The 22,108-nt window shown below is 69.1% G+C and carries 20 protein-coding genes and 1 pseudogene; 6 read left to right on the forward strand and 15 right to left on the reverse strand.

From position 1 onward, the window contains the following. The first annotated feature begins 126 nt into the window (after positions 1-126). Positions 127-1,083, forward strand: coding sequence for an ATP-binding cassette domain-containing protein (locus tag AC1DWT_RS05870; RefSeq protein WP_072939455.1), 957 nt, complete (start codon positions 127-129; stop codon positions 1,081-1,083). Further along, complete coding sequence (locus AC1DWT_RS05875; RefSeq protein ID WP_072939452.1) at positions 1,080-1,898, forward strand: ABC transporter permease; 819 nt, start codon at positions 1,080-1,082, stop codon at positions 1,896-1,898. The genes AC1DWT_RS05870 and AC1DWT_RS05875 overlap by 4 nt, the downstream gene beginning before the upstream one ends. Before the next feature lie 80 nt (positions 1,899-1,978). Here AC1DWT_RS05875 and AC1DWT_RS05880 read toward each other — a convergent pair whose 3' ends face one another. Then, entirely contained in the window at positions 1,979-2,560 is a 582-nt protein-coding gene (locus AC1DWT_RS05880) for a nucleotidyltransferase family protein (RefSeq protein WP_072939449.1), read from the reverse strand. 119 nt (positions 2,561-2,679) lie between these two features. Between AC1DWT_RS05880 and AC1DWT_RS05885 the strand changes: the two genes are divergently transcribed. After that, the gene (locus tag AC1DWT_RS05885; RefSeq protein WP_072939447.1) at positions 2,680-3,624 is read left to right on the forward strand and encodes an alpha/beta fold hydrolase; all 945 of its coding nucleotides are present in this window, start codon (positions 2,680-2,682) and stop codon (positions 3,622-3,624) included. On the opposite strand, the gene AC1DWT_RS05890 is transcribed toward AC1DWT_RS05885, so the two are convergent. Continuing rightward, positions 3,621-4,520: a LysR family transcriptional regulator gene (locus AC1DWT_RS05890; RefSeq protein ID WP_477920012.1), complete on the reverse strand. Its 900-nt coding sequence runs from the start codon at positions 4,518-4,520 to the stop codon at positions 3,621-3,623. The genes AC1DWT_RS05885 and AC1DWT_RS05890 overlap by 4 nt on opposite strands. Positions 4,521-4,674: 154 nt before the next feature. On the opposite strand from AC1DWT_RS05890, the gene AC1DWT_RS05895 reads away from it, so the two are divergent. Both AC1DWT_RS05895 and AC1DWT_RS05900 read left to right on the forward strand, forming a co-directional pair. Next, entirely contained in the window at positions 4,675-5,979 is a 1,305-nt protein-coding gene (locus AC1DWT_RS05895; RefSeq protein WP_072939443.1) for an NAD(P)/FAD-dependent oxidoreductase, read from the forward strand. Positions 5,980-5,988: 9 nt separating this feature from the next. Further along, entirely contained in the window at positions 5,989-6,456 is a 468-nt protein-coding gene (locus AC1DWT_RS05900) for an NUDIX hydrolase (protein ID WP_477920013.1), read from the forward strand. A gap of 21 nt (positions 6,457-6,477) precedes the next feature. Here the strand turns inward: AC1DWT_RS05900 and AC1DWT_RS05905 are convergent, their stop codons facing one another. The 12 genes from AC1DWT_RS05905 to AC1DWT_RS05960 all read right to left on the reverse strand — a co-directional run bounded on the left by AC1DWT_RS05905 (position 6,478) and on the right by AC1DWT_RS05960 (position 19,652). Then, positions 6,478-9,201, reverse strand: a complete 2,724-nt coding sequence (locus AC1DWT_RS05905; RefSeq protein WP_477920015.1) for a molybdopterin-dependent oxidoreductase — start codon at positions 9,199-9,201, stop codon at positions 6,478-6,480. Continuing rightward, on the reverse strand, positions 9,198-10,007 hold the full coding sequence (locus tag AC1DWT_RS05910) for an FAD binding domain-containing protein (protein WP_477920016.1): 810 nt from the start codon (positions 10,005-10,007) through the stop codon (positions 9,198-9,200). The genes AC1DWT_RS05905 and AC1DWT_RS05910 overlap by 4 nt, the downstream gene beginning before the upstream one ends. 4 nt (positions 10,008-10,011) lie before the next feature. Then, entirely contained in the window at positions 10,012-11,379 is a 1,368-nt protein-coding gene (locus AC1DWT_RS05915) for an 8-oxoguanine deaminase (protein WP_206014569.1), read from the reverse strand. Further along, on the reverse strand, positions 11,379-12,290 hold the full coding sequence (pucL, locus tag AC1DWT_RS05920; RefSeq protein ID WP_206014570.1) for a factor-independent urate hydroxylase: 912 nt from the start codon (positions 12,288-12,290) through the stop codon (positions 11,379-11,381). Before pucL ends, AC1DWT_RS05915 begins: the two co-directional genes overlap by 1 nt. A gap of 3 nt (positions 12,291-12,293) precedes the next feature. Further along, a complete protein-coding gene (uraH, locus tag AC1DWT_RS05925; protein WP_206014571.1) occupies positions 12,294-12,623 on the reverse strand; it encodes a hydroxyisourate hydrolase in 330 nt (109 codons plus the stop codon). Beyond that, complete coding sequence (uraD, locus tag AC1DWT_RS05930) at positions 12,623-13,135, reverse strand: 2-oxo-4-hydroxy-4-carboxy-5-ureidoimidazoline decarboxylase (protein ID WP_477920017.1); 513 nt, start codon at positions 13,133-13,135, stop codon at positions 12,623-12,625. Before uraD ends, uraH begins: the two co-directional genes overlap by 1 nt. Positions 13,136-13,209: 74 nt before the next feature. Continuing rightward, positions 13,210-13,938, reverse strand: a complete 729-nt coding sequence (locus AC1DWT_RS05935) for an aspartate/glutamate racemase family protein (RefSeq protein WP_072939425.1) — start codon at positions 13,936-13,938, stop codon at positions 13,210-13,212. Positions 13,939-13,948: 10 nt separating this feature from the next. Further along, positions 13,949-15,490, reverse strand: a complete 1,542-nt coding sequence (locus tag AC1DWT_RS05940) for an NCS1 family nucleobase:cation symporter-1 (RefSeq protein ID WP_206014573.1) — start codon at positions 15,488-15,490, stop codon at positions 13,949-13,951. A gap of 178 nt (positions 15,491-15,668) precedes the next feature. Continuing rightward, positions 15,669-16,382: a GntR family transcriptional regulator gene (locus AC1DWT_RS05945; protein ID WP_477920019.1), complete on the reverse strand. Its 714-nt coding sequence runs from the start codon at positions 16,380-16,382 to the stop codon at positions 15,669-15,671. Positions 16,383-16,392: 10 nt separating this feature from the next. Continuing rightward, positions 16,393-17,325, reverse strand: a complete 933-nt coding sequence (gene puuE, locus AC1DWT_RS05950; protein ID WP_477920020.1) for an allantoinase PuuE — start codon at positions 17,323-17,325, stop codon at positions 16,393-16,395. Beyond that, positions 17,322-18,317 (reverse strand): allantoicase, encoded by a 996-nt coding sequence (gene alc, locus AC1DWT_RS05955; protein WP_477920021.1) that lies wholly within the window; start codon positions 18,315-18,317, stop codon positions 17,322-17,324. The genes puuE and alc overlap by 4 nt, the downstream gene beginning before the upstream one ends. An 87-nt stretch (positions 18,318-18,404) precedes the next feature. Next, complete coding sequence (locus tag AC1DWT_RS05960; RefSeq protein WP_206014576.1) at positions 18,405-19,652, reverse strand: DUF6986 family protein; 1,248 nt, start codon at positions 19,650-19,652, stop codon at positions 18,405-18,407. A gap of 146 nt (positions 19,653-19,798) precedes the next feature. Between AC1DWT_RS05960 and zapE the strand changes: the two genes are divergently transcribed. Further along, positions 19,799-20,716: a cell division protein ZapE gene (gene zapE, locus AC1DWT_RS05965; protein WP_206016175.1), complete on the forward strand. Its 918-nt coding sequence runs from the start codon at positions 19,799-19,801 to the stop codon at positions 20,714-20,716. A 39-nt stretch (positions 20,717-20,755) separates the two neighbouring features. Here zapE and AC1DWT_RS05970 read toward each other — a convergent pair. Beyond that, positions 20,756-22,004 (reverse strand): annotated as a pseudogene (locus AC1DWT_RS05970) (TrpB-like pyridoxal phosphate-dependent enzyme). Between the last annotated feature and the right edge of the window lie 104 nt (positions 22,005-22,108).

Here is a 22,108-nt window from a genome sequence, read left to right on the forward strand (position 1 = left end):
CACGCTGACCTGCCCGAATTTCAGACTACCGCCGCACAGGGCCTGCCCGGAACGTCGAATATTCCGCTGTACGTGTCGGTGCCTCGAGTCACACTGGGTCGACACGCCAACGGATGGGAACTTCTGATGGTCGATGCGATAACGGCAGAGGGTCTGGTCAAGAAGTACGGCAAGGTCACAGCGCTGGACGGGGTCGACCTCGCGGTCCCCGCGGGAACGGTGATGGCGCTGCTCGGCCCGAACGGCGCAGGCAAGACGACGGCGGTGCGGGTCTTCACCACCCTCCTCGTCCCCGACGCCGGCCGGGCAGAGGTCGCCGGTCTCGACGTCGTCCACGACGCGCGGGTGCTCCGGTCCCGGATCGGCGCGTCGGGTCAGTACGCGGCCGTCGACGAGTACCTCACCGGTTTCGAGAACCTCGAGATGGTCGGTCGGCTCTACCACCTCGGGGCCAAACGCAGTAAGGCGCGAGCCCGCGAACTGCTCGAACAGTTCGACCTGGTCGAGGCGGGAGATCGCCCCGTCAAGGGCTACTCGGGCGGCATGCGCCGGCGTCTCGACCTCGCCGGAGCGCTGGTGGCCGAGCCGGAGGTGCTGTTCCTGGACGAACCGACCACCGGGCTCGACCCCCGCGCCCGGCTGGCTCTGTGGGACGTCATCGACAATCTGGTCGCCCGGGGCACCACGCTGCTCCTGACCACCCAGTACATGGAGGAGGCCGAGCGCCTCGCCGACCAGATCGCGGTGATCGACCACGGTTCGGTCATCGCCCGCGGAACCGCCGACGAATTGAAGGATCGCGTGGGCGGTGAGCGCATCGAGTTGAGCGTCCGGGAGGGCATCGACCTCTCCGTCGTGCGCGACGAACTGGCCCCGCTCGCCGCAGGCGAGATCCTGCTGGAAGAGAACGTCCGCCGGGTGACGGTGCCGGTGACCGGCGGTGCGGACGCCCTCGTCGAAGCGCTGGGCCGACTCTCCAATCGAGGAGTGAAAGTGTTCGACGTCGGTCTGCGCAGACCGACCCTGGACGACGTCTTCCTCACCCTGACCGGACACGAAGCCGAAGAGGAGCACGTCTCATGAGCGCACCACAGACGGCGTCCGTGCACACCGCGCTCGCGGACGGGCTCACGATCGCCAAACGCAACATGATCAAGATCAAGCGCGTCCCCGACCTCATCGTGTTCACCACGTTGTCGCCGATCATGTTCGTGCTGCTGTTCGCGTACGTCTTCGGCAGCGCGATCCAGGTTCCCGGAATGTCGTACCGCGAATTCCTGATCGCCGGGATCTTCACGCAGACAGTCATCTTCGGGGCCACATGGACGGGCCTCGGGATGGTCGAGGATCTGCAGAAGGGGATCATCGACCGATTCCGGTCGCTGCCGATGGCCCCGTCCGCCGTCCTCCTCGGCCGCACGTCCACCGACGTCCTGATCAACATCGTCAGCCTCGTCGTGATGTCGCTGACCGGTCTGATCATCGGGTGGCGCATCCACTCGAGTCTCGGCGAAGCAGTTCTCGGCTACCTGCTCCTGCTGTTGTTCGCCTACGCCCTGTCCTGGGTGATGGCGGTGGTCGGACTCTGGATCCGCACCCCGGAAGTGTTCAACAATGCCAGTTTCATCGTCATCTTCCCGCTCTCGTTCATCGCGAACACGTTCGTCGAGACCACCAACTTGCCCGGCCCGCTCAAGGTGATCGCCGAATGGAACCCGGTGTCCGCGGTGACACAGGCCGTGCGGGAACTGTTCGGAAACACCAACCCGGCCATGACCGTTCCCGACGCCTGGCCGTTGCAGCACCCGGTCATCGCCTCACTCCTGTGGTCGGCGGTCCTGCTGGTGATCTTCGTACCGTTCGCAATCCGGCGGTACAAGAAGGCGGTCAGCCGCTGAACGGTCGCGGCCGTGCTGTCGCCGGACGAACGGGACGCTCGTTGCGTCAGATCGAACGAGCGTCCCGTTCGTCCGAGGCGCTAGTGGAGTTCGCGCGGCGAATCGACGTCGCGTCCCGAGCCCAGATCGGAGCAGTCGACCGCCTCGGCGCCGTGTGCCGCGAGGTACTTCCGCGCGCCGGAGTCCCCGGTGAGGCTGTGCCGCAACGGGAGCCAGTGGTCCCGGCCGATCAGAACCGGGTGACCCGGGCGTCCGCTGTAGTGGGCCTGGCGCAGCGCCGACCGGGCGTCGCCGGGCGGCACCGACACGATCCGCCGGACGGCGTCGACACCGAGGTCGGGGAGGTCGACGAGGGTGATGACGACGGCGTCGACATCGTCGAACGTCGCCGCGACCTCCAGCCCCCGACGCAGGGACGCGGACATTCCCGACTGCCAGTCGTCCGCGATCCCGACGGTGACGGGGACACCGCCGGGCAGGAGGTGCTCGGCCTCGTCGGCGCGGGCACCGAGCACCACGACGGTCGGCTCGCATCCGGCCTCCGACAGCACCCGGACCCCGCGCGCGAGCCACGGTTCTCCGTCCGCGCCGACGACGAGCGCCTTCGGCATGCCCATGCGCGAACCGGCCCCGGCCGCGAGCAGCACGCCCCCGATCGTCATCGAACTCTCACCGTCCCACGCTGCATGCGTTCAAACATACGACGGTACGGCCGTAGACTGGCCGGTGGCCTCGGCAGGCCCAACAGACGGCACGCCCAACAGTCGGAACGGACGGACGCATGGTTGATCCGAACAGAGTCGGCGAACCTGCCCAGCAGGAGTTCGCGCAGCGATGGGGTGGCGCGGGCAGCATCGTCGACCTCGACGGTCCCGTTCACTGGGTCGAATACGGCGAGGAGACCGAGTTCCCTCCGGTGGTCATGGTCCACGGGCTCGGCGGCTCGCACCTGAACTGGGTGCGGATCGCACCGGTCCTCGCCGAGCGCACCCGCGTGCTCACCGTCGATCTCCCCGGGTTCGGGCTCAGCCCGTCCGGACGACGCCGCACAGGGGTCGGCGCCAACGCGAAGGTGCTGCACCGTTTCCTGCGCGATGTCGTCGGCCGTCCCGTGATTTTGATGGGCAACTCGATGGGCGGCATGATCTCGCTGTTCGAGGCGGCGGCGCACCCGGAGACGGTCTCGGCGCTGGTCCTGGTCGACCCCGCACTGCCTGTCGCGCAACGGATCCCGGATCCGCGGATCGCCGCACAGTTCGCGATGTACTTCACCCCGTTCGTGGGGGAGCGGTTCCTGCAGTACTCGAGCCGGAAGTTGACGGACCGGCAGTTGGTCGAGCGGATGATCGACCTGTGCTTCGCCGATCCGAGCCGGGCGTCGGAGGATTCCCTCGACGCCGCAGCGGCGCTCGCGGGCTACCGGCGCGGGCTGCCGTCCGAGGACGCGGCGTTCCTCCAGGCCAGCCGCTCACTGATGCGGGTCCTGGCCCGCCCGCGCCGGTACCTCGACACCATGCGGTCGATCGCGCAGCCGGTCCTCCTGCTCCACGGCGACCGCGACCGGCTGGTTCCGGTCGCGGCGGCCCGCAAGGTGGCGACCGCGAATCCGCGGTGGGACAGCGTGATTCTCGCGGATGTGGGGCACACTCCGCAGCTCGAGGTCCCCGACACGATGCTCGACCGTGTGCTGACGTGGGTCGACCGGCACGGTCTGATCGACGTCTAGGTTTCGGCCGCTCCGCCGGTCCCGGCGATCGACTGCGCGAGCGCACGGAACAGGTGCGTCAGTTCGGGCCGCGTCGCAGTTCCGCTGCGGACGACCCCGCACACCGGGATGCGCAGTCGATCGTGCGCCTCGCGCAGGAAGCTCAGCCCCCGCCGGGGCGTCGCGTCGGCGGTGTCGGCGTACAGCACCGTCCACGACCGCGGGGTGGTGAGGACGTCGAGGGTGGCCGTGTGGTCGCTGGGGATCGACGGTCCGAGCATCACGCGCTGCCCGACCTGCCGGAATGCGTCCTCGACGACGTTGTGGATCAGGATCTGACTGCTGCGGGGCGGCAGCAGCAGGGGGTAGGGCGCCAGTTCGCTGAGGTCGACGGTCGAGACCCCGGCGAGTGGGTGTTTGCTCGACGTCACGATCACCAGGTCCTCGAGCCCGAATTCGACGGTTTCGAGGCCCGGCCGGTCGACGCCGCCGCGGATGAGTGCGAGGTCGGCGTCACCCGACGCGACGGCGGTCATCCGGTCGGTGAAATCCTTGATGACGAATTCGATGTCGAGCTGCGGGAAGTCTTCGCGGACAGCCGATATCGCCTCGAGGCTCTGGGTCGCGAAGCTCATGCTCGCGCTGATCCGGAGCCGGTTGCGGGGGTCGAGTCCCACCGACAGCGCGCGCGCCTCGAGGCCCATCATCTCGGCGGCGATGGGCATCAGTCGTTCGCCCGCCGCGGTGAGCCGGGTGGCGCGTGTCGAGCGTTCCAGCAGGGTGGTGCCCAACTCGGATTCGAGTTTGGCGATCTGATGGCTGATCGCCGACTGGGAGATGAAGCAGCGTTGTGCCGCGCGCGAGAAACTGCCCTCCTCGCCGACCGCGAGGAAGTAGCGAAGCTGTCGGAACTCCATGACCTGAGGTTACGTCCTTCGGGGAAGACTTATGAGCAATCGAGATAACACTATTTCGATTTCCCCAGCTTACTGGCAATTAACAACGGTCGATCCCTAATGTGGAGCTCATACGCGGAGCTAAGTAGACGCATGAAGCAGTAGGAGGTTTTCGGTGGATCGCACACAGGTCGTCATCGTGGGATCGGGATTCGGCGCACTCGCGGCGGCGAAGAAGCTCGGCAAGGCCGGCACGCCGTTCGTGCTGATTTCCGAGACCACCGAGCATCTGTTCCAGCCCCTTCTGTACCAGGTCGCGACCGGTGTCATCTCGCCCGGCGAGATCGCCCCGTCCATCCGCGCGATCCTCGCCAAGTACCCCAGCGGCGACGTCCGCCTGGGCCGCGTCGTCGACGTCGACCCGGACAAGAAAGAGGTCGTCTACGAGGCCGGCAGCATCCGCCACACCATCGGTTACGACAGCCTCATCGCCGCGACGGGCGCCCGGCAGGCCTACTTCGGGCGCGACGAGTTCGCCGAGGTCACGTACGCGCTCAAGACCGTCGCCGACGCCGACCGGCTGCGCAGGCAGATCGTCCGCTGCTTCGAGGAGGCGCACACCACCTCCGACCCGGAGCGTCGTCGCGACCTGCTGCACTTCATCGTGATCGGTGCCGGCCCGACCGGTGTTGAACTGGCAGGTCAGATCAAGGAACTGGCGGGCCGCTACTTCGAGAAGTCGCTTCGCGACATCACGTCCGAAGAGGTCACCGTCACGCTCGTCGAGGGTGCGAACGAGACGCTGCCGGTCTTCGGCGGCAAGCTCAGCAAGTACACGCAGGACTCGCTGGAGAAGGCGGGTGTCGAGGTGGTTCTCGGCACGATGGTCACCGACATCGACGACCACGGCGCCACCCTGTCGTCGCCGAGCACCGGTTTCGAGAAGCGCCTCACGGCGGACACCATCATCTGGTCGGCGGGGATCCAGGCCAACGACTTCGCGGCGGTGCTCGCGGACCGGACCGGCTGCGAGACCGGCCGCGGTGGCCGGCTGCTGGTCGACGAGGACCTCACGGTGGGCCGCTACGACGACGTCTACGCGATCGGCGACATGGCGTCGCTGAACAACCTGCCCGCGCAGTCGCCGTTCGCGATGCAGGGTGGACGCCACGTCGCGGCCATCATCACCGGGAAACGCGCCCTCGGCACGCCGTTCACGTACCGCGACAAGGGCAGCATGGCGATCATCAACCGGTTCCGCGCGATCACCCGCGTCGGCAAGGTCGAGCTGACCGGTGTGCTCGCCTGGTTCCTGTGGCTCGCCGTGCACCTCGTCTACCTGGTCGGATTCCGCAACCGGTACGTCGCGGTGATGTCGTGGTGCGGTTCGTTCCTCGGACACCGCCGCCCGCACTTCCACTACGCCCAGGAGATCGAAACGATCGAGTTGAGCGACCAGCGGGAGGACGCCGCAGCCTAACGTGGTCCCATGACCGTCACCAGCGCTGGAGTAATCCTGTATCGCACAGACGATGCGGGGGTGCTCCAGTTGTGGATCGTGCACATGGGTGGCCCGTTCTGGGCGCGCAAGGACGACGCCGCGTGGTCGATCCCCAAGGGCGAATACGGTGAGGGCGAGGATCCGTACGCGGCCGCGCTGCGCGAGTACGTGGAAGAGATCGGCGCACCGCCGCCCGCGGTCGAGTACGAGTTGCTCGGCGAATTCCGGCAGCCCTCACGCAAAGTGATCACCGTGTACGCGGCAGAGGTGAGCGAAGACGTCGCCTTCGTCGAGAGCAACACGTTCGAACTGGAATGGCCGCCGCGGTCCGGGAAGATTCAGCAGTTTCCCGAGGTCGACGACGCCCGCTGGTTCCCGTCGGATGTCGCCGAAACGAAGCTGGTCAAGGGGCAGCGTCCCATCGTCGAGGCACTGCTGCGGCTTCGCCGCCCGTGAGTACTTATTAACGTCGGGCGGTTAACAAGTACTCACGGGCGGCGAAGCCGCACGCCACACGGCGGCGGGGGTCATCGGGAGCCGCCGAAGCCGGGCGCCGGTGGCGTCCGCGATCGCGTTGGCCAGGGCCGGGGCGACCGGGTTGTACGGGGACTCACTCATCGACTTGGCGCCGTGCGGGCCCAGCTCGTCGTAGGTGTCCGCGAAGTAGACCTCGGTGTCCGGCACGTCCACGAGCTGCGGGATGTGATAGTTCCGCAGCTGCGGGTTGAGGACGGTCCCGGCGCCGTCGAGCAGGATCTCCTCGTACAGCGCGCTGCCGATGGCCTGCGCCACGCCGCCCTCGACCTGCCCGCGGCACTGCTGCGGGTTGAGGACCGTGCCGGCATCCGCGGCCTGGATGGACTGCAGGATCCGGACCTCCCCGGTGACGGTGTCGACCGCGACCCGGAAGGCGTGCACGTTGAACACCACCGACCGCGGGGTGCCGTCGTGGTGGCCCTCGGCCCGGAGCGGTCCCTCGGGTACCAGCTTGTCGAGTTCGACGGTCCGCCCGGCGACCACGACCGCGTCGGGTGTGAGCGCGCAGTCGCTGTCCTCGGCGGCGCCGGCGACGCGACGGGCGACCTCGAACAACAGCTCCCGCAGCCGGGTTCCGGCGAGATGTACCGCCTTCCCGGCGACGACCGTGCCTGCCGAACCGAATGCTCCGGTGTCGTGCCCGGCGACGTCGGTGTCGGATTGGATCACGGTGATCCGGTCGGCGGTGGTGCCGAGCGCGGATGCGGCGAGCTGCGCGTGCACGGTGGTGGTGCCGTTCCCGAACTCGGCTGTGCCCACCCGCAGTTCGTACCGGCTGCCCTCGACGAGGGTGCAGGACACGTCCGCGAAGTGCCCCCGCGGCGGGATGGTCGCGATCATGGACGCCGCCATGCCCTCACCGACCCGCCACTGCGGCCCGTCCGGCGGAAGCGCGTCGTTGCCGCGGCGCAGGGCGGCCTCCGCCAGGTCGAGGCACTGGTCCAGTCCGTAACTGCCGTACGTGAGGTCGCCGTGTTCGACTTCGAAATCGACGAAGTCGTCGCCCGGGACGACCACGTTGCGACGACGCAACTCGAACGGGTCGATCCCCAGCTCCGCGGCCAGCTGGTCGAGCGCGGACTCCACCGCGAAGATGATCTGCCCCAGCCCGTAGCCGCGGAACGCCCCGGACGGCAGGTTGTTGGTGTAGACGGCCTGGGCGTCCACCCGCTTGTTCGGCGACCGGTACAGCGCAACGGATTCGCTGCAACCGTGGAACATCACGCCCACCGAATGATTGCCGTACGCACCGGCATCCGACAGCACGTCGACGGCGAGTGCCGTCAGCCTTCCGTCGCCGTCGGCACCGACCTTCACCGACACCCGCATGGGATGCCGGCACGGGGCGATCGTGAACTGGTCGGAACGGGTGAACTCGTACTGCACCGGTCGGCCGGTGCGCAGCACGGCGAGGGCGACGAGGTCCTCCACCAGCATCTCCTGCTTCGCGCCGAAGCCGCCCCCGACGCGGGCCGTGAACACCCGGACCTGCGCGCGGTCGAGTGAGAACAGGTGAGCGAGTTCGTCGCGGACGAGGAAGGGCACCTGGGTGCTGCTGCGGAGGGTGAGGCGACCGTCGGAGTCGAGCCAGCCGATGGCCGAGTGGGTTTCGAGATGCGTGTGCTGCACGCGCTGGGTCTGCCACGTGCCCTCCACCACCGCACCCGTGTCCCGCGCCGCCGCCAGTCCGGCGGCGAGGTCGCCGGTCTCGCCGTGGACCTCGGCCACCAGATTCCGGGCCGGGTCCGCGATCCGGGACTCGGTGCCTTTGTCGCCGTGCAGCAGGGGTGCACCCGGGCGGCGCGCCAGGTCGGGGTCGAAGACCGGTTCGAGGACTTCGTACTCCACCTCGATCAACTGCAGTGCGCGCCGGGCGATGTCGACGGAGTCCGCGACGACCGCGGCGACGCGCTGCCCGCGGAACCGGAGGATCGTGTCGAACACGTAGGTGTCGTCGGGGTCGTCGGTGCGGAACTCGTGACGCGCGGTGGAGAAGGCCACGCCCGGACTGTCGCGGTGGGTGAGCACCGCGTGGACGCCGGGCAGTCGCTCGGCGGCGGACGTGTCGAGGCGGGTGATGCGGGCGTGCGGGTGCGGGCTGCCGAGGATCTGGATGTGGGTCAAACCGTCGACGGCCAGGTCGAGCGTGTACGGTTCGGCGCCGCACACCACCCGGGTGGCCGCGGGTGCGGGAATCGACCGTCCGAACGACTCACCGGCACTGTCCGATTCGGTGGTGCACACGCCGCCGACGGCGTCGCGGATGGAGCGATAACCGGTGCAGCGGCAGAGATTTCCCTTCAGCGCGCGCGGCAGGTCGGCGCGTTGCGCGGAGTCGAGCGCGGACGCGGTCACCACCATCCCGGGTGTGCAGAACCCGCACTGGAATCCCGCCGCGTCGACGAATTGCCGTTGCACGGGATGGAGTTGGTCGGGACTGCCGAGACCGGCGGCGGTGGTGACCTCGCGGTTCTCCGCGCGATGCGCCGGCACCACGCAGGAGTGCACCGGGGCGCCGTCGAGCAGCACGGAACAGGCGCCGCAGTCCCCGGCGTCGCAGCCCTTCTTGACCGCGAACCGCTGCTGTTCCCGCAGGAAGGTGCGTAGGCACTGACCGGGCCGTGCGTCGGCGTCCACCGACTGACCGTCGACCGTCAACTTCATTCCAGCTCCCTCCGGATCTCCTCGGCGAGGACGCCCGTGACGTGACGACGCCAGTCCGCGGCGCCGTGCGCGTCCGTCAGGTAGTCGTCGGGGGAGATCCGTTCGGCCAGAGTGGCGTTCAACGCATCGGTGCCGGGAACGGCGGGGAAGCGCAGGACGAACGGGCGGACGGTCGACGCGGTGACGGTCAGCGTGAATCCGTCCGCGCCGACGCGTCCGGCGAGCAGGGCACCGGACCGTCCGAGCGGCGAGTACGCGATCTTCCGCAGCGCCGTGCGGCCCCGCAATGCGGCGGCGGGGAGGTGGATGCTGCGGATCAGTTCACCGGCCCCCAGCGTCGTGCGGCCGGCCCCGGTGACGAACCGCTCTACCGGAACCCGGCGTTCACTGCCGTCGGCGGACCAGATCAGGAGTTCGGCGTCGAGCGCGCAGCACAGCGTGATCATCGCGCCGGCAGGCAGCGCCAGCGCGAGGTTGCCGCCGACGGTCGCGGTGTGCCAGATCTTCCACGACGCGGCGAGCGACTCGGCGCACGGCCGGAACAGGTTCTTCGCCGACCACTCGGCGGGAAGCGGTGCATTGCAGAGGTTCTCGATGGTGCACGTCGCGGCGAGTTCGAGTCCGTCGTCGTGGACGGTGATCGCAGGCCAGTCGAGGGTGGCCAGGTCGACCAGCCGGGTGACCGTCGGTTGCGGCTCCGAATACAGCCAGGTGCCGCCCGCCAGGTACGCCGTTCCGGGTTCCGGGGCGGGCAGGTCGTCCCGGCTGCGCGGCGCCGAGATCTCCGTCACGAACGACAGATCCATGGTCTCACCCCGCCTTGCGCACCAGGGCCCGGTGGGCCTGCTCGACCTCCGCGGCGACGTCGTCCTCGTTCACGGTGATCACTCTTCCACGCTCGACGACGGCGCGCCCGTTCACCAGAAGCAACTCCAGCGGCGCCGTGGCCCCGAGAACCAAAGCCGCCACCGGGTCGGTGATGCCGGAATGTGCGAGGGTGTCGACCCGCCACAGTGCGAGGTCGGCCAGTTTGCCGGGTTCGAGGGAGCCGAGTTCGTCGTCCCGGCCGAGCACCCGGGCCCCGCCGATGGTGGCGAGTTCGAGCGCGGTGCGCACCGTCATCTCGCGCGGGCCGCCGCGTGCCCGGGCGAACAGCACGGCGTGGCGGGCCTCCTCGAGCATGTTGCACGCCTCGTTGCTGGCGGCGCCGTCGACACCGAGTCCCAGCGGGACCCCGGCCGCGTGGAGGTCCCGGGCCCGGGCGATCCCGGCGCCGAGGCGGGCGTTGGACGTGGGGCAGTGGGCGACGCCCGTGCCGGTGCCGGCCAGGGTGGTGATCGCGACGTCGTCGAGGTGGACGGCGTGGGCGTACCAGACGTCGGGACCCACCCAGCCGAGTCGCTCCATGTACTGAACCGGGGTGCAGCCGAACCGGTCGAGGCAGAAGTCCTGCTCGTCAACGGTTTCCGCGAGGTGGGTGTGCAGTCGCACGCCGGCGGACCGGGCGAGGGCCGCGGCCTCGGTCAGCAGGTCGGCGGTGACGGAGAACGGGGAGCAGGGCGCCACCGCGACCCGCAGCATCGAGTCGGGCGCCGGGTCGTGCCAGCGGTCGATGACGTCCTGGGTGCCGGTGAGGACGTCGTCGAGACGCTCCACCACGGAGTCTGGTGGCAACCCGCCCCGGCTGTGGCCGAGGTCCATCGACCCCCGGCTGGGGTGGAACCGCAGCCCGACGGTCCGGGCGGCCTCGATCTCGGCACCGAATACGTCGCCGCCGTCGCGGGGCACGACGTAATGGTGGTCGGTCGTGGTCGTGCACCCGTGTTTCGCCAGCCAGGCGAGACCGCCGGTGGCCGCGGTCCGGACGGCGTCGGCGTCGATGCCCGCCCAGATCGGGTAGAGGGTGGTCAGCCAGCCGAACAGGTTGTCGTCGGCGGCGAGCCCGCGGGTGATCCACTGGTACAGGTGGTGGTGGGTGTTCACCAGTCCGGGTGTCAGCAGGCAGCCGCGTCCGTCGACGACCCGTGCGCCCTCGATCTCCGGCGCGGGACCGGCACCGACGTCGACGATGCGGTTGCCCCGGACGACGACGTAGCCGTCCGGATGCTCGGTACCCGACGTGTCGACCGTGGCGACGTACGCACCGGCGACGACGACCGTGCCGGGGCCCTCGGACATCAGCTGAGCCACCCCGCGTACGCGGACCACGCGGGCCCGGGGTTCGGGGCGTCGGAACGCTGCACCGTGGCCTGGATCAGGCCGTACGGGCGGTCGGCGGCGTGGAAGACCTCGTTGTCGTTCTCCACGCCGAAACGCGCGAGGTCGTGTGCGAAGTGGTGCTTGTTCGGGGCGGACAGCCGCACCTCCGCGAGCACGGGGTAGCGCTCCAGGATCGCCTTGCCGATCTCGTACAGCGTCTGCTGCAGGGCGAGCGAATGGACGGTCGCGAACGTCGCGACGATCTGCTCCTTGATGCCGGCGTAGACGCTGTTCCAGTCCACGTCGGTGGTGACGAACCGCCACTGCACGACCAGCGACGTCGCCATCACCCGGTCGTGGGTCTCCTCGAGGATCGTGTACTCGTCCTTCAGGAATCCGAAGAATTCGCTGCCCGTGGACTTGAGGATCACCAGATCCTTCAGCCCGCCGACCACCCACGTGCCGTCGCCGTCGACGGTGATCGCCGCGGTGCGCACCTCCTCACCCTTGCGCACCCAGGTGTGGTCGTGTTCCGCCCCGTCGACCACCGCGCGCTGCCAGGCATACTCCTCGATCTCGATGCGGGCACCCGCGACCGGGGCCACATCGTCCACGAAGTGCCGTGCCAGCGTCAGCCCGTATTCCTCGATGGAGTCGAGTCCCTTCTCCTTCGCGTAGGAGTACGCCGTCTGCTTCTGGGTGTCGGTGGGCAGCACCGAACTCTGGTCGCCGGCGAGGTGCGCGGCCGAGAAGTCGCCGCGCAGGCACGTCGACACGCTCACGTCCCGGATCTCGTGCCGCGGGGTGTCGCGGTAGATCCGCACGATGCGGTTCTCGGCCTTGCCGTACTGGTGCTCGCCCAGGACGATGGCGCCGGTGAGGTCGGTCATTCTTCAGCTCCCGCGGTAGGTGGAATAGGCGAACGGGGACAACAGCAACGGGACGTGATACCCCTGCTGCGGGTCGTCGAGGACGAACGTGACGGTCACCTCCGGGTAGAACGTCTCCCGGCCGCGGGCGGCGAAGTAGTCGCCGGTGGCGAAGACCAGCGAATAGGTGGCCGCGGTCAGACCGTCCGGCGCGATCTCGGCGATGCGGCCGTCCGAATCGGTCGTCGCGCTCGCGAGGACGTCGCCGGCCGGGGACACCAGCTGGACGTTCACCCCCGTTGCGGGTGTGCCGTCGGTGGCGTCCAGTACGTGGGTGCTCAGGATCTTGGACATCAGGGGACCGTGTCTCCGATCTCGCCGAGAAGGCGTTCCAGGCGCAACCGGTTGATGGCGGCGAGTTCGGTCCGCAGGATCTTGCGTTCCGTCGCCGCGTCGTTGCCGAGACGCGCGTGCAGCACGTCGAGTAGTTCCTGCGCCGACCGACCCGACGCGCACACCAGGTAGACGTGCCCGAACCTCTGCTCGTACTCCTCGTTGCCCGCCAGCAGGCGCGCGCGGACGTCGTCGTCGGCGGACGCGACCGCCGACTGTTCGCGCGCCGACGACGGGTTGTCCGCGCGGTCGCCGATCCGCGGATGACCGGCCAGGGCCGCGTCGACCTCGGACTCGCTCAGGTCGGCCAGCACGTTGTCGGCGACGGTGTGCAGCGCGTCGGCGGACGGGAACGGCCGCCCGGCGGCCATCCGCTGCGCCCACACCGTCGACGCACAGCACTGCACCAGCAGGTCGGCGGCCCGCGCGTCGCTCAGCGCGTTGAACGCGATCAGGCCGGGCGGTTCGGTCATGACGGCTCCTCGCTCGTGCGCCTTTTCGGTATCTCTGGCTACCACTATGGCGCACAGGGCGCAGCCATTCGGGGTCAGCGACCGAAACCCTCGAGCAGTCCGGTGTATTTCTTGGGCAGGGGAGCCGCGAACTCGCCGCGCGCGCCGGTCCGCAGACCGAGCGTCACGAGGGACTGCACCATGAGGGTCGCCGCCGCCACGCCGTCGACCACCGGCACGCCGAGTTCCGCCGAGATGACCGCGCACAGGTCCGCCATGCCCGCGCAGCCCAGCACGATCGCGTCCGAACCGTCCCGGTCGAGGGCGACGCGGCAGGCCTCGGTGATCACCTTCACCGCGTCCGGGTCCCGGTCGAGGTCGAGGACCGCGATCTCGCACGCGTGCACCCCGAGGCAGAAGCGTTGCATGCCATACCGTTCGGCGAGTTCCCACGCCCGCCCCCGGGTGCGTCCCAGTGTGGTGACGACACTGAACCCGCGGCCGAGGAAGCTCGCGGTGTGCATGGCCGCCTCGGCGATGCCGAGCACGGGGCCGGAGGCCAGTTCCCGGGCCGCGTCGAGGCCCGGATCGCCGAAGCAGGCGATCACGTACCCGTCCACTCCGGCCTCCTCGCCGCGCGCGATCTCCTCGAGAAGCCCGGGGACACTGAGTGCTTCGTCGTAATGACTCTCGATCGAGGCGGGGCCCATCTGCGGGCTCACCGCCTCGACGAGCGTCCCGGGCCCGGCGACGGAGCGGGCGCAGTCGCCGATCTTGTCGGTCATCGCCCGGGTGGTGTTGGGATTGACGATCTTGATGTGCACGTTCCTCGACCTACACCTCGGCCGGGCCCGTGCGGTGCGCACGACGCGCGCCGGTGGACAGCGCGAAATAGCAGAGGAATCCGATGCCCATGCCCAGGAACCACGAGTACTGGGCGGCGCCGGCCATGCCCCACACGTCGAGTCCGAACGGCTGGGCCTTGAGGATCACGGGAACCATCGCGACGAGCGCGCCGACGACGGTGGAGATGATCGCGGCCGGGTTGTAACCCTTTTTGTACCAGTATGTTCCGTCGTGCGACATGGTGAACATGTCGTCGAGGATGATCCGCTGCCTGCGCACCAGGTAGTAGTCCGCGATGAGGATTCCGAACAGCGGCCCGATGAAGGCACCGAGCGTTTCGAGCGTGTAGTGGATCACCTCCGGGTTGTTGTACAGGTTCCACGGGGTGATCAGGACCGATCCGACGGCGGCGATCATTCCGCCGGTCCGCCAGCTGATGCGCTGCGGGCTGACGTGCGAGAAGTCGAAGGCCGGGGACACGAAGTTGGCGACGATGTTGATACCGATGGTGGCGACGATGAAGGTGAGCAGGCCGAGGACGACGGCGAACAGGTTGTCCATCTGCGCGACCGTCTCGACCGGATCGGTGATCAGGCGGCCGTACACGGGCAGGGTCGCCGACGCGGTGACGACGGTGAGGATCGAGAAGAACAGAAAGTTCACCGGGAGGCCGAGGAAGTTGCCGCGCTTGACCGCGGCGAACGTCTTTCCGTACCGGGAGAAGTCGCCGAAGTTGAGCATCGGGCCCGAGAAGTACGACACGACAAGGGCGATCGCACCCAGCACCACGGGCACCGCCGACCAGCCGGTGTAGTTCACCTCGCCGAGGTTCAGGCTGATGTTCGACCAGCCGGCTTCGCTGATCAGGTAGATGGCGAGCATCAACATCACGACGTAGACGGCGGGGCCGCAGAAGTCGATGAACTTGCGGATGCTTTCCATGCCGCGCCAGAAGACCAGCGCCTGCAGCACCCACATCGTCATGAACCCGGCCCAGCCGAGCGCCGACAGGCCGAGGAATCCGTGCTCGTGCACGTCCGCCCAGGGCGCCAGGCCCGGCCAGATCTTCAGGCCGAGGATCACGAACGCGTGCGACGCCAGGTAGGTCTGGATTCCGTACCAGGCGACCGCGATGAGGCCGCGGATGACGGCCGGGACGTTCGCGCCCAGGACGCCGAAGGCGCTGCGGCACATGACCGGGTAGGGGACACCGGTGACCTGGCTGGGTTTGGCCACCAGGTTCGCGAACACGTTGACGATCGCGATGCCGACCACGAGGGCGACGAGGACCTGCCAGCTGGTCAGCCCGAGCGCGAACAGGCTGCCCGCGGTGACGTACCCGCCGACGCTGTGCACGTCGGACATCCAGAACGCGAAGATGTTGTACGACGACCACGACTGGGTCTTCAGCGGCGCGAGGTCGTCGTTGGTCAGTCGCGGGTGGTAGCCGGGTTTGATCAGCCCGGCGCCGGCCAGGTGTGCACCGGGGACGGTGTCCCCTTCGGAGGAGGAGGGCGCTGTCTGAGTCATCGTTTTGCTCCCTGGTGCAGTCCGGAGACGACTGCTTCGACGTGAGGGTGCCTCGGTGAAAAGCACACCACCGAAGCGCTGGGAGCAAAAGTAGTTTTCGGATATTTCCTGACTGTGACGGCGAAGATATATTCTCGCGGGCACCCGATCGGGCCGAGAATATATCTTGCCGCACGGCCTACCCGGGCGTGTCCCGGAAGATCCCGGTGTCCGTGGGCAGGGCGGCGATCACCGTGTCGAGTTGTTCGTTGTGCCGATCGGTGGCCGCCTTCAGCGCGGCGGCGTCCCGGGCGAGGAACGCCGCGAGCATGTCGCGATGCCCGAGGTGCAGCCGCAGCCGCTCCGGGGTGTCGACCTGCGACATCGGCTGCACCGGCTCGGTGATGTTCCACGCCGCCTCGAACATGTGCAGCAGCCGCTGCATCCGGCACGGCGACGCCAGGGCGAGGTGGAAGTTGCGGCTCTCCCGGTGATACGCGGTCAGGTCGTCCTCGAGAACCGAGCGGTCGAGCGCCGCGTACGTCTCGCGGGCCCTCATGTCGTCGGCCTCGTCGGCCAGGGTGATGGCCACCGAGTGCGCCGCCGACTCGAGGACGCCCCGCACCAGGTAGAGCTCCTCGAGTTCGTCGACGGTCAGCCGGGCAACCGTGTATCCGGCATTGGCCCGGTGATCGACGAGACCCTCACCGATCAGCGTCTTCAGCGACTCCCGGATCGGGATGCGGCTGACACCGAAGTGCTCGGCCACCTCGTCCACCGGAATCGGGGTGCCCGGCGGGGCGCCGCCGCTGAGGATCACTCGGCGCAGTTCCTCCAGGATCACGGTCTGCGAGCTGCCGGGATCCCGGTTGGCCAGGTTCGTGACCAGCAAGGACGGTCTTCGCGGGGGCATCGGTCCGTCCTCAGGCGGGGTGGACGGCGCGCCAGTGGCGGGCGATCTCGATGCGCCGGGCGACCCACACGTCGTCGTGGGACTGCACGTGGTCGAGGAAACGCTCCAGCGCCGCGGTGCGGGCGGGCCTGCCGACGATGCGGCAGTGCAGACCCACGGACAGCATCTTCGGCGCCCCGGCCGTGCCCTCCGCGTACAGGACGTCGAAGGCGTCCCGCAGGTGCGCGAAGAACTGCTCGCCGCTCGGGAAACCGCCAGGCGACGCGAACCGCATGTCGTTGGTGTCGAKGGTGTACGGCACCACCAGGTGGTCGACGAGGCCCTTCCCGGGGGCGTCGACCTTCACCCAGTACGGCAGGTCGTCGGCGTACGAGTCGGAGTCGTACTCGAAGCCGCCGTGCTCGACCACCAGTCGGCGGGTGAGCGGGGAGTCGCGGCCGGTGTACCAGCCCAGCGGGGCCTCGCCGGTGAGGTCCCGCAGGATCTCCACCGCCTCGGCCAGGTCCCTGCGTTCGGCGTCCTCGTCGGACAGCTGGTACGACTTCCACCACAGGCCGTGGCAGGCGATCTCGTGACCGAGTTCGCGAAAGGCGCTGACGGCCTCCGGGTTCCGCTGCATGGCCTTGGCCACCGCGAAGATCGTGAGCGGCAGTCCGCGCCGTTCGAACGCCCGGAGCACCCGCCACAGCCCGGCGCGGGAACCGTATTCGTAGATCGATTCCATGCTCATGTGCCGGTTCGGGAACGGCTGCGCACCGACCATCTCCGACAGGAACGTCTCCGACGCGTCGTCGCCGTGGAGGACGTTGTTCTCGGCGCCCTCCTCGTAGTTGAGGACGAACTGGACAGCGATCTTCGCCCCGCCCGGCCACTGCGGATCGGGCGGGTGCGGCCCGTATCCGACCAGGTCACGGGGATAGCTGTCATCGAAACCGTGGGTCATGCCGTCAACCCTGCCCGACCCGCGTCGGTCAGGGAACCCCACAACCGCAACCGCGCCATGCCGCCGTCCGGGAAGATGTCGAGCCGGGCCTCCGTGACGGGCCGGTCGCTGTCGATGACGAAGCGGTGCCTCGTGTCGGGCTGCAGGCGCGTCCGCGGGAGCAGTTCCGTCCACTCGCCGTCGCCGTCCCGGCCGAGCAGGCTCGCCTCACCGGGGGCATTGCCGAGGAAGTAGGAGGTGTCGAGTTCGGCCAGCGACACCGTGCCCTGGGCGGCGAGCCGGATCTCGACCCAGTCGTTGCCGTCGTCGCGGCGGCGGGACGTCTCCCAGCCGTCGCCCATCACCCGGGCGAGACCGGGGAGCAGCATGTTCTGCGGCGACCCGTAGAACATGTTGGAACAGGACGTGACTCGGGCGCCGTTCTCGAGGGCCGCGAGATCGACGGGGCCCGCGTCGAGGAAACGGGGGTCGGGACGGCCCTCACCGTGCACCCGGAGCCGGGCGACACCGCCGTCCGGGTGCATCGTGAGCTTCACGTGCGTCCACCGAGCGCCGGAGTCGACCGCGAACGGATTCTCGGTGTCACCCTGAACGGGGCTGCGCTCGACGATCGTGGTCCAGTCGGCGGCGACCAGTTCGTCGGCGGACGGGTAGCCGTCGACGGACGCGGCCTGCACGGAGATCTCCGGTGGGTAGTTGCCCTTGAACCAGGCGGTGTCGACCACGACGCCGCGCACCACACCGGGAACCCCGAGCCGGACGATCGCCTCGTCCGTGCCCGCCACCCGGCGGCGGCGGGTCTCCCAGCCGTCGTACACCTGACCCTTGTGCCCGAACGTCGCCGGCTGGTACACGGCGGCCGTCGGGCGGATGAGGTTCTCCCGCTCGGCGAACAGCTCGTCGTTGGCCCACACGACGGCGCCGCCGAGTGTGCGTACGGCCAGGTCCGGCAGACTCCGGAAGCTGGGCGGGGTCAAGGCGTTCGGGGTCACGGGCGCTGGTACCTCCTGATCGGGCGTGGGCCAAGTGTAGGACCTCGGAGGGGGTGGTGCGGGTGGTCCTCGTGGGCGGGGAGGCGGTCAGCTCTCCGCGACCACCGCCCGGGTGAGGAGGTCGCGGAGCGTGTCCACCGTGCATCCGGGGGCCTGCGCGCGGACCGCGTCCTCGTCGAACGCTCCGCACGCCAGCCCCCGCAGCACCACCGTCGCGAGGGCCTGCGCGGTGGCCGGTTCGTCCATCACCCCGCCGCCCTGGCGGTCGAGGTAGGCCTGCAGGCGGGTGGCCGCGGCGGGCAGGGCGTCGCGGTAGAAGTCGAACGTCGCGAGCCAGCGGGTGATCAGATGCCCGGGATGCATGTCCCACCCCTGGTAGTACCCGCGTTCGAGCGAACGGGTGACGAGCCGGTAGTGCCGGGCCAGCGCCGCGCGGATCTCCTCGTCGCTGCCCTGCGGGACCACCTGGGTGGATCCGTCGCACACCCACACCCCGGTTTGGGCCGCCGCCACCAGCATCACGGACTTGGCGTGGTCGGCCACCGGGTGCTCGAGCGACTGGAACCGGGAGGCGATTCCGCAGGCCGCGCTGTAGTCGTAAGTGCCGTAGTGCAATCCGGCGCAGCGTCCCTCGGCGAGCTGGATCGCCTTCGCGACGGTCACGGTGCCGTCCGGCCCGAGGACGGCCTGCGGGCTCTCGATCTGCAACTCGAAGCGCAGCGACCCGTCAGGAAGCCCGTACGCGCTCTCCAGTTCCTCGCACAACGCGACGACGGCGGTGACCTGCTGGGCTGCACGCAGTTTCGGCACGGTGAACACGAAGCCGTCGGGAACCCCACCCGCGCCTTCGAGGACGAGTTCGAGCGTGCGGATCCCGCGGCGGCGCTCGTGCGGCGCCAGGCCCTTCGCGCGGATCCCCAGCGACCGCGGTCCGGACAGGTCGGACGACAGCTGTCGCAGCGTGCGACCCGTCTCCAGTGCGGCCGCGTCCTCGACGTCGTCGCTCCGCCAGCCGTAGCCGTCCTCGAAGTCGATCCGCAGATCCTGGATCGGACTGCGCTCGAGCGTCGCGCGCACGTCGGGAAGTGCACCGGTCGTGCCGATTTCGGACAGTGCCTCGGTGTACCTGTCCAGCAGTTCGACAGCCTGCTCACCCCACACCCTCGGGGTGTCCGGGCCGGCGTCCGCCGCGCTCACGTAGACGGTGTGGATGGGCTGCGGTTGCTGCCGGTCACCCGGAAACGCCGCCGCGAGGTCGCTGTCCACGGGCGCGAGGAGTGCGTCGACGCGGTCGAAACCGCTGTCGGGGAGACGGCTGAGGTACTGGGGGTTCACGTCACGATCTTCGCAGAAATGCGGGCTTCTCGTCGCCCCACTTGCCTCCTTCGGGCCGTCGCGCCGCGCAGTCGCCCTCCTCACATCTGCTTGTCGCCCGAGACTCCCCGTTCGTAGTGTCTCCTTCCGTGGATGTAGAGGTTCTGCTGGACGACGCGCAGCGCTCGGCCGCGGCTGTCCTGGACGAGACCGCCGACGGCCTGGCGCAGGGGAGACCCGGGGTTCGCGGCGTGTACCTGTGGGGGCCCGTCGGACGTGGCAAAACCTGGCTGATGGATCGCTTCCACGCGGCTTCCGAGGTCCCGAAACGGCGCGTGCACTTTCACTCGTTCTTCCGCCGCCTCCACGCCGACGCGCACGCGCTGGGGTCCATCGACCTCGCGATCGACGCGGCGCTCGGTGACGTCCGGTTGCTGTGCTTCGACGAGTTCCACCTCCACGACGTCGGGGACGCGATGCTGGTGGCGCGGCTGCTGAAGGCGCTGTTCGCCCGCGGCATCACGCTGGTGGTGACGTCGAACTATCCGCCCGAAGGACTGCTGCCCAACCCGCTATTCCATCACCTGTTCGAGCCGACGATCACCGTGCTGCAGCAGAATCTGACCGTCGTGAGGGTGGCCGGACCCGTCGACTACCGCACCGCGGGAGCGCCGGCTGCCGGATTCGCCGCCGGCCGCTTCGCCAATGCGTCCGAAGTGGAGGTTCCGGCCCTGTGCGAGCGGGTCGCCCTGACCGTCGGCACGCGGACCGTGACGGCAGCGGCGGTACGCGACCGGACGGTCTGGTTCGAGTTCGCGGCGCTGTGCGGTACCCCGACCGCGCCCGCCGACTACCTCGACCTGTCCGAGCGGTACGGCTGCTGGGTGATCACCGGTGTGCCCCGGTTGCGGGAGGCCGGCCCGGACACCGTGCGACGGTTCGCGAACGTCGTCGACGTGCTGTACGACCGCGGCACCGCGCTGACCGTCGTGGCGGACTCGCCGAGGGAGGGCATGTTCAGCGGACTCGCGGGCACCCTCGACGTCGACCGCCTGGTGAGCAGGTTGTCGACGCTGCGCCGGTGACCGCCGAGGCGGACCCGGGGGTCTGCCTCGGCACATCGATCAGACGTACCGGCTGTACGCGGGGAGGTCCAGCTGGCCGTTGCCGGACAGTCCGATGACCACGACCTCCGGTTCGGTGACCGTGCGGGCATGCGCGATGGCCGCGGCCACGCCGGCCGTCGCCCTCGGACTGACGGAGGCGACCGCGATCGAACAGGACGACGCACTTACCGCGGGCCTGCTCTTCGCCCGCGCCGAAGGCATCATCCCCGCTCCGGAATCCACGCACGTTGCCCAGCGTGTACATCTTCAACAGCGGAGTCAGACCCGCGACGTCTCCGAAGTCGTAGCGGTACTCGCCCTGTGTGAGCGACGGGCAGGCCGCCGGCTCACACGCGACGAGGCGGGTGGTGGTGCCCTCGCGCAAGTTGCGGCCGAGGAACGGGAACGTCAGGCCGGCAAGGTTGGAACCGCCGCCGGCGCAACCGAATACCGTGTGCGCGACCGGCTCGCCCGCCTCCTCCAGCTGGGCCATCGCTTCCTGGCCGATCACGGTCTGGTGGAGCATGACGTGGTTGAGGACGCTGCCCAGTGAGTAGTGTGCGCGCGGGTCTTTGGCGGCAACCTCGACGGCCTCGCTGATCGCCATGCCCAGCGAACCCGTCGTGTCGGGGTGCTCGGCGAGAATCGCCCGTCCCGCCTCGGTGAGGTCGGACGGCGACGGATGGCAGATGCCGCCGTACGCCTCCATCTGGAGTCGGCGGTACGGCTTCGCGTCGTAGGACGCGCGAACCTGCCACACCTCGACGTCGAGACCGAGCAGCGCACCGGCGAACGACAACGACGCGCCCCACTGGCCGGCGCCGGTCTCGGTGGTGAGCTTGGTGGTGCCCTCGAGGGCGTTGTAGTAGGCCTGCGCGACAGCCGTATTCGGCTTGTGCGAGCCGACCGGGCTCACACCCTCGTACTTGTAGTAGATCCGTGCCGGGGTGCCGAGCACCCGCTCGAGCCGATGCGCCCGCACCAGCGGCGACGGGCGCCACATGCCGTAGATCTCCCGAACCGTCTCGGGGATCTCGATGTAGCGGTCGGTCGCGACCTCCTGCTCGATCAGGCTCGCCGGAAACAGCGGCGCCAGGTCCTCCGGTCCCAGCGGCTCGCGGGTGCCCGGATGTAGATGCGGCGGAACGGGTTCCGGAAGATCCGCCGTCAGGTTGTACCAATGCGTGGGAACGGCCGAGGGGACCGCAACCCCCAGAGGCTCCAATGAACGAGCCAGTTCGGCTCCGGTTACCGGGGACATGGTCAAGTAACTCTCCTTCGTGGACGGGTGCATCCCGAACATGCTGCGCCGTCCGCCGCCGTGAACGAGTGATTTTCCTCGTCTCCGCGTGTCACGATGGAGGGGCAACT

This window comes from Rhodococcus sp. P4_B6 (genome assembly GCF_056402215.1).

What these genes read in the sequence shown, in the direction of transcription:
- AC1DWT_RS05875 (WP_072939452.1), top strand. Translation starts at nt 1,080, where the DNA reads ATGAGCGCACCACAGACGGCGTCCGTGCACACCGCGCTCGCGGACGGG.
- AC1DWT_RS05940 (WP_206014573.1), bottom strand. Translation starts at nt 15,490, where the DNA reads ATGACTCAGACAGCGCCCTCCTCCTCCGAAGGGGACACCGTCCCCGGT.
- AC1DWT_RS05870 (WP_072939455.1), top strand. Translation starts at nt 127, where the DNA reads ATGGTCGATGCGATAACGGCAGAGGGTCTGGTCAAGAAGTACGGCAAG.
- uraD (WP_477920017.1), bottom strand. Translation starts at nt 13,135, where the DNA reads ATGACCGAACCGCCCGGCCTGATCGCGTTCAACGCGCTGAGCGACGCG.
- uraH (WP_206014571.1), bottom strand. Translation starts at nt 12,623, where the DNA reads ATGTCCAAGATCCTGAGCACCCACGTACTGGACGCCACCGACGGCACA.
- AC1DWT_RS05880 (WP_072939449.1), bottom strand. Translation starts at nt 2,560, where the DNA reads ATGACGATCGGGGGCGTGCTGCTCGCGGCCGGGGCCGGTTCGCGCATG.
- AC1DWT_RS05900 (WP_477920013.1), top strand. Translation starts at nt 5,989, where the DNA reads ATGACCGTCACCAGCGCTGGAGTAATCCTGTATCGCACAGACGATGCG.
- AC1DWT_RS05910 (WP_477920016.1), bottom strand. Translation starts at nt 10,007, where the DNA reads ATGGATCTGTCGTTCGTGACGGAGATCTCGGCGCCGCGCAGCCGGGAC.
- AC1DWT_RS05915 (WP_206014569.1), bottom strand. Translation starts at nt 11,379, where the DNA reads ATGTCCGAGGGCCCCGGCACGGTCGTCGTCGCCGGTGCGTACGTCGCC.
- AC1DWT_RS05890 (WP_477920012.1), bottom strand. Translation starts at nt 4,520, where the DNA reads ATGGAGTTCCGACAGCTTCGCTACTTCCTCGCGGTCGGCGAGGAGGGC.
- pucL (WP_206014570.1), bottom strand. Translation starts at nt 12,290, where the DNA reads ATGACCGACCTCACCGGCGCCATCGTCCTGGGCGAGCACCAGTACGGC.
- AC1DWT_RS05905 (WP_477920015.1), bottom strand. Translation starts at nt 9,201, where the DNA reads ATGAAGTTGACGGTCGACGGTCAGTCGGTGGACGCCGACGCACGGCCC.
- AC1DWT_RS05945 (WP_477920019.1), bottom strand. Translation starts at nt 16,382, where the DNA reads ATGCCCCCGCGAAGACCGTCCTTGCTGGTCACGAACCTGGCCAACCGG.
- AC1DWT_RS05885 (WP_072939447.1), top strand. Translation starts at nt 2,680, where the DNA reads ATGGTTGATCCGAACAGAGTCGGCGAACCTGCCCAGCAGGAGTTCGCG.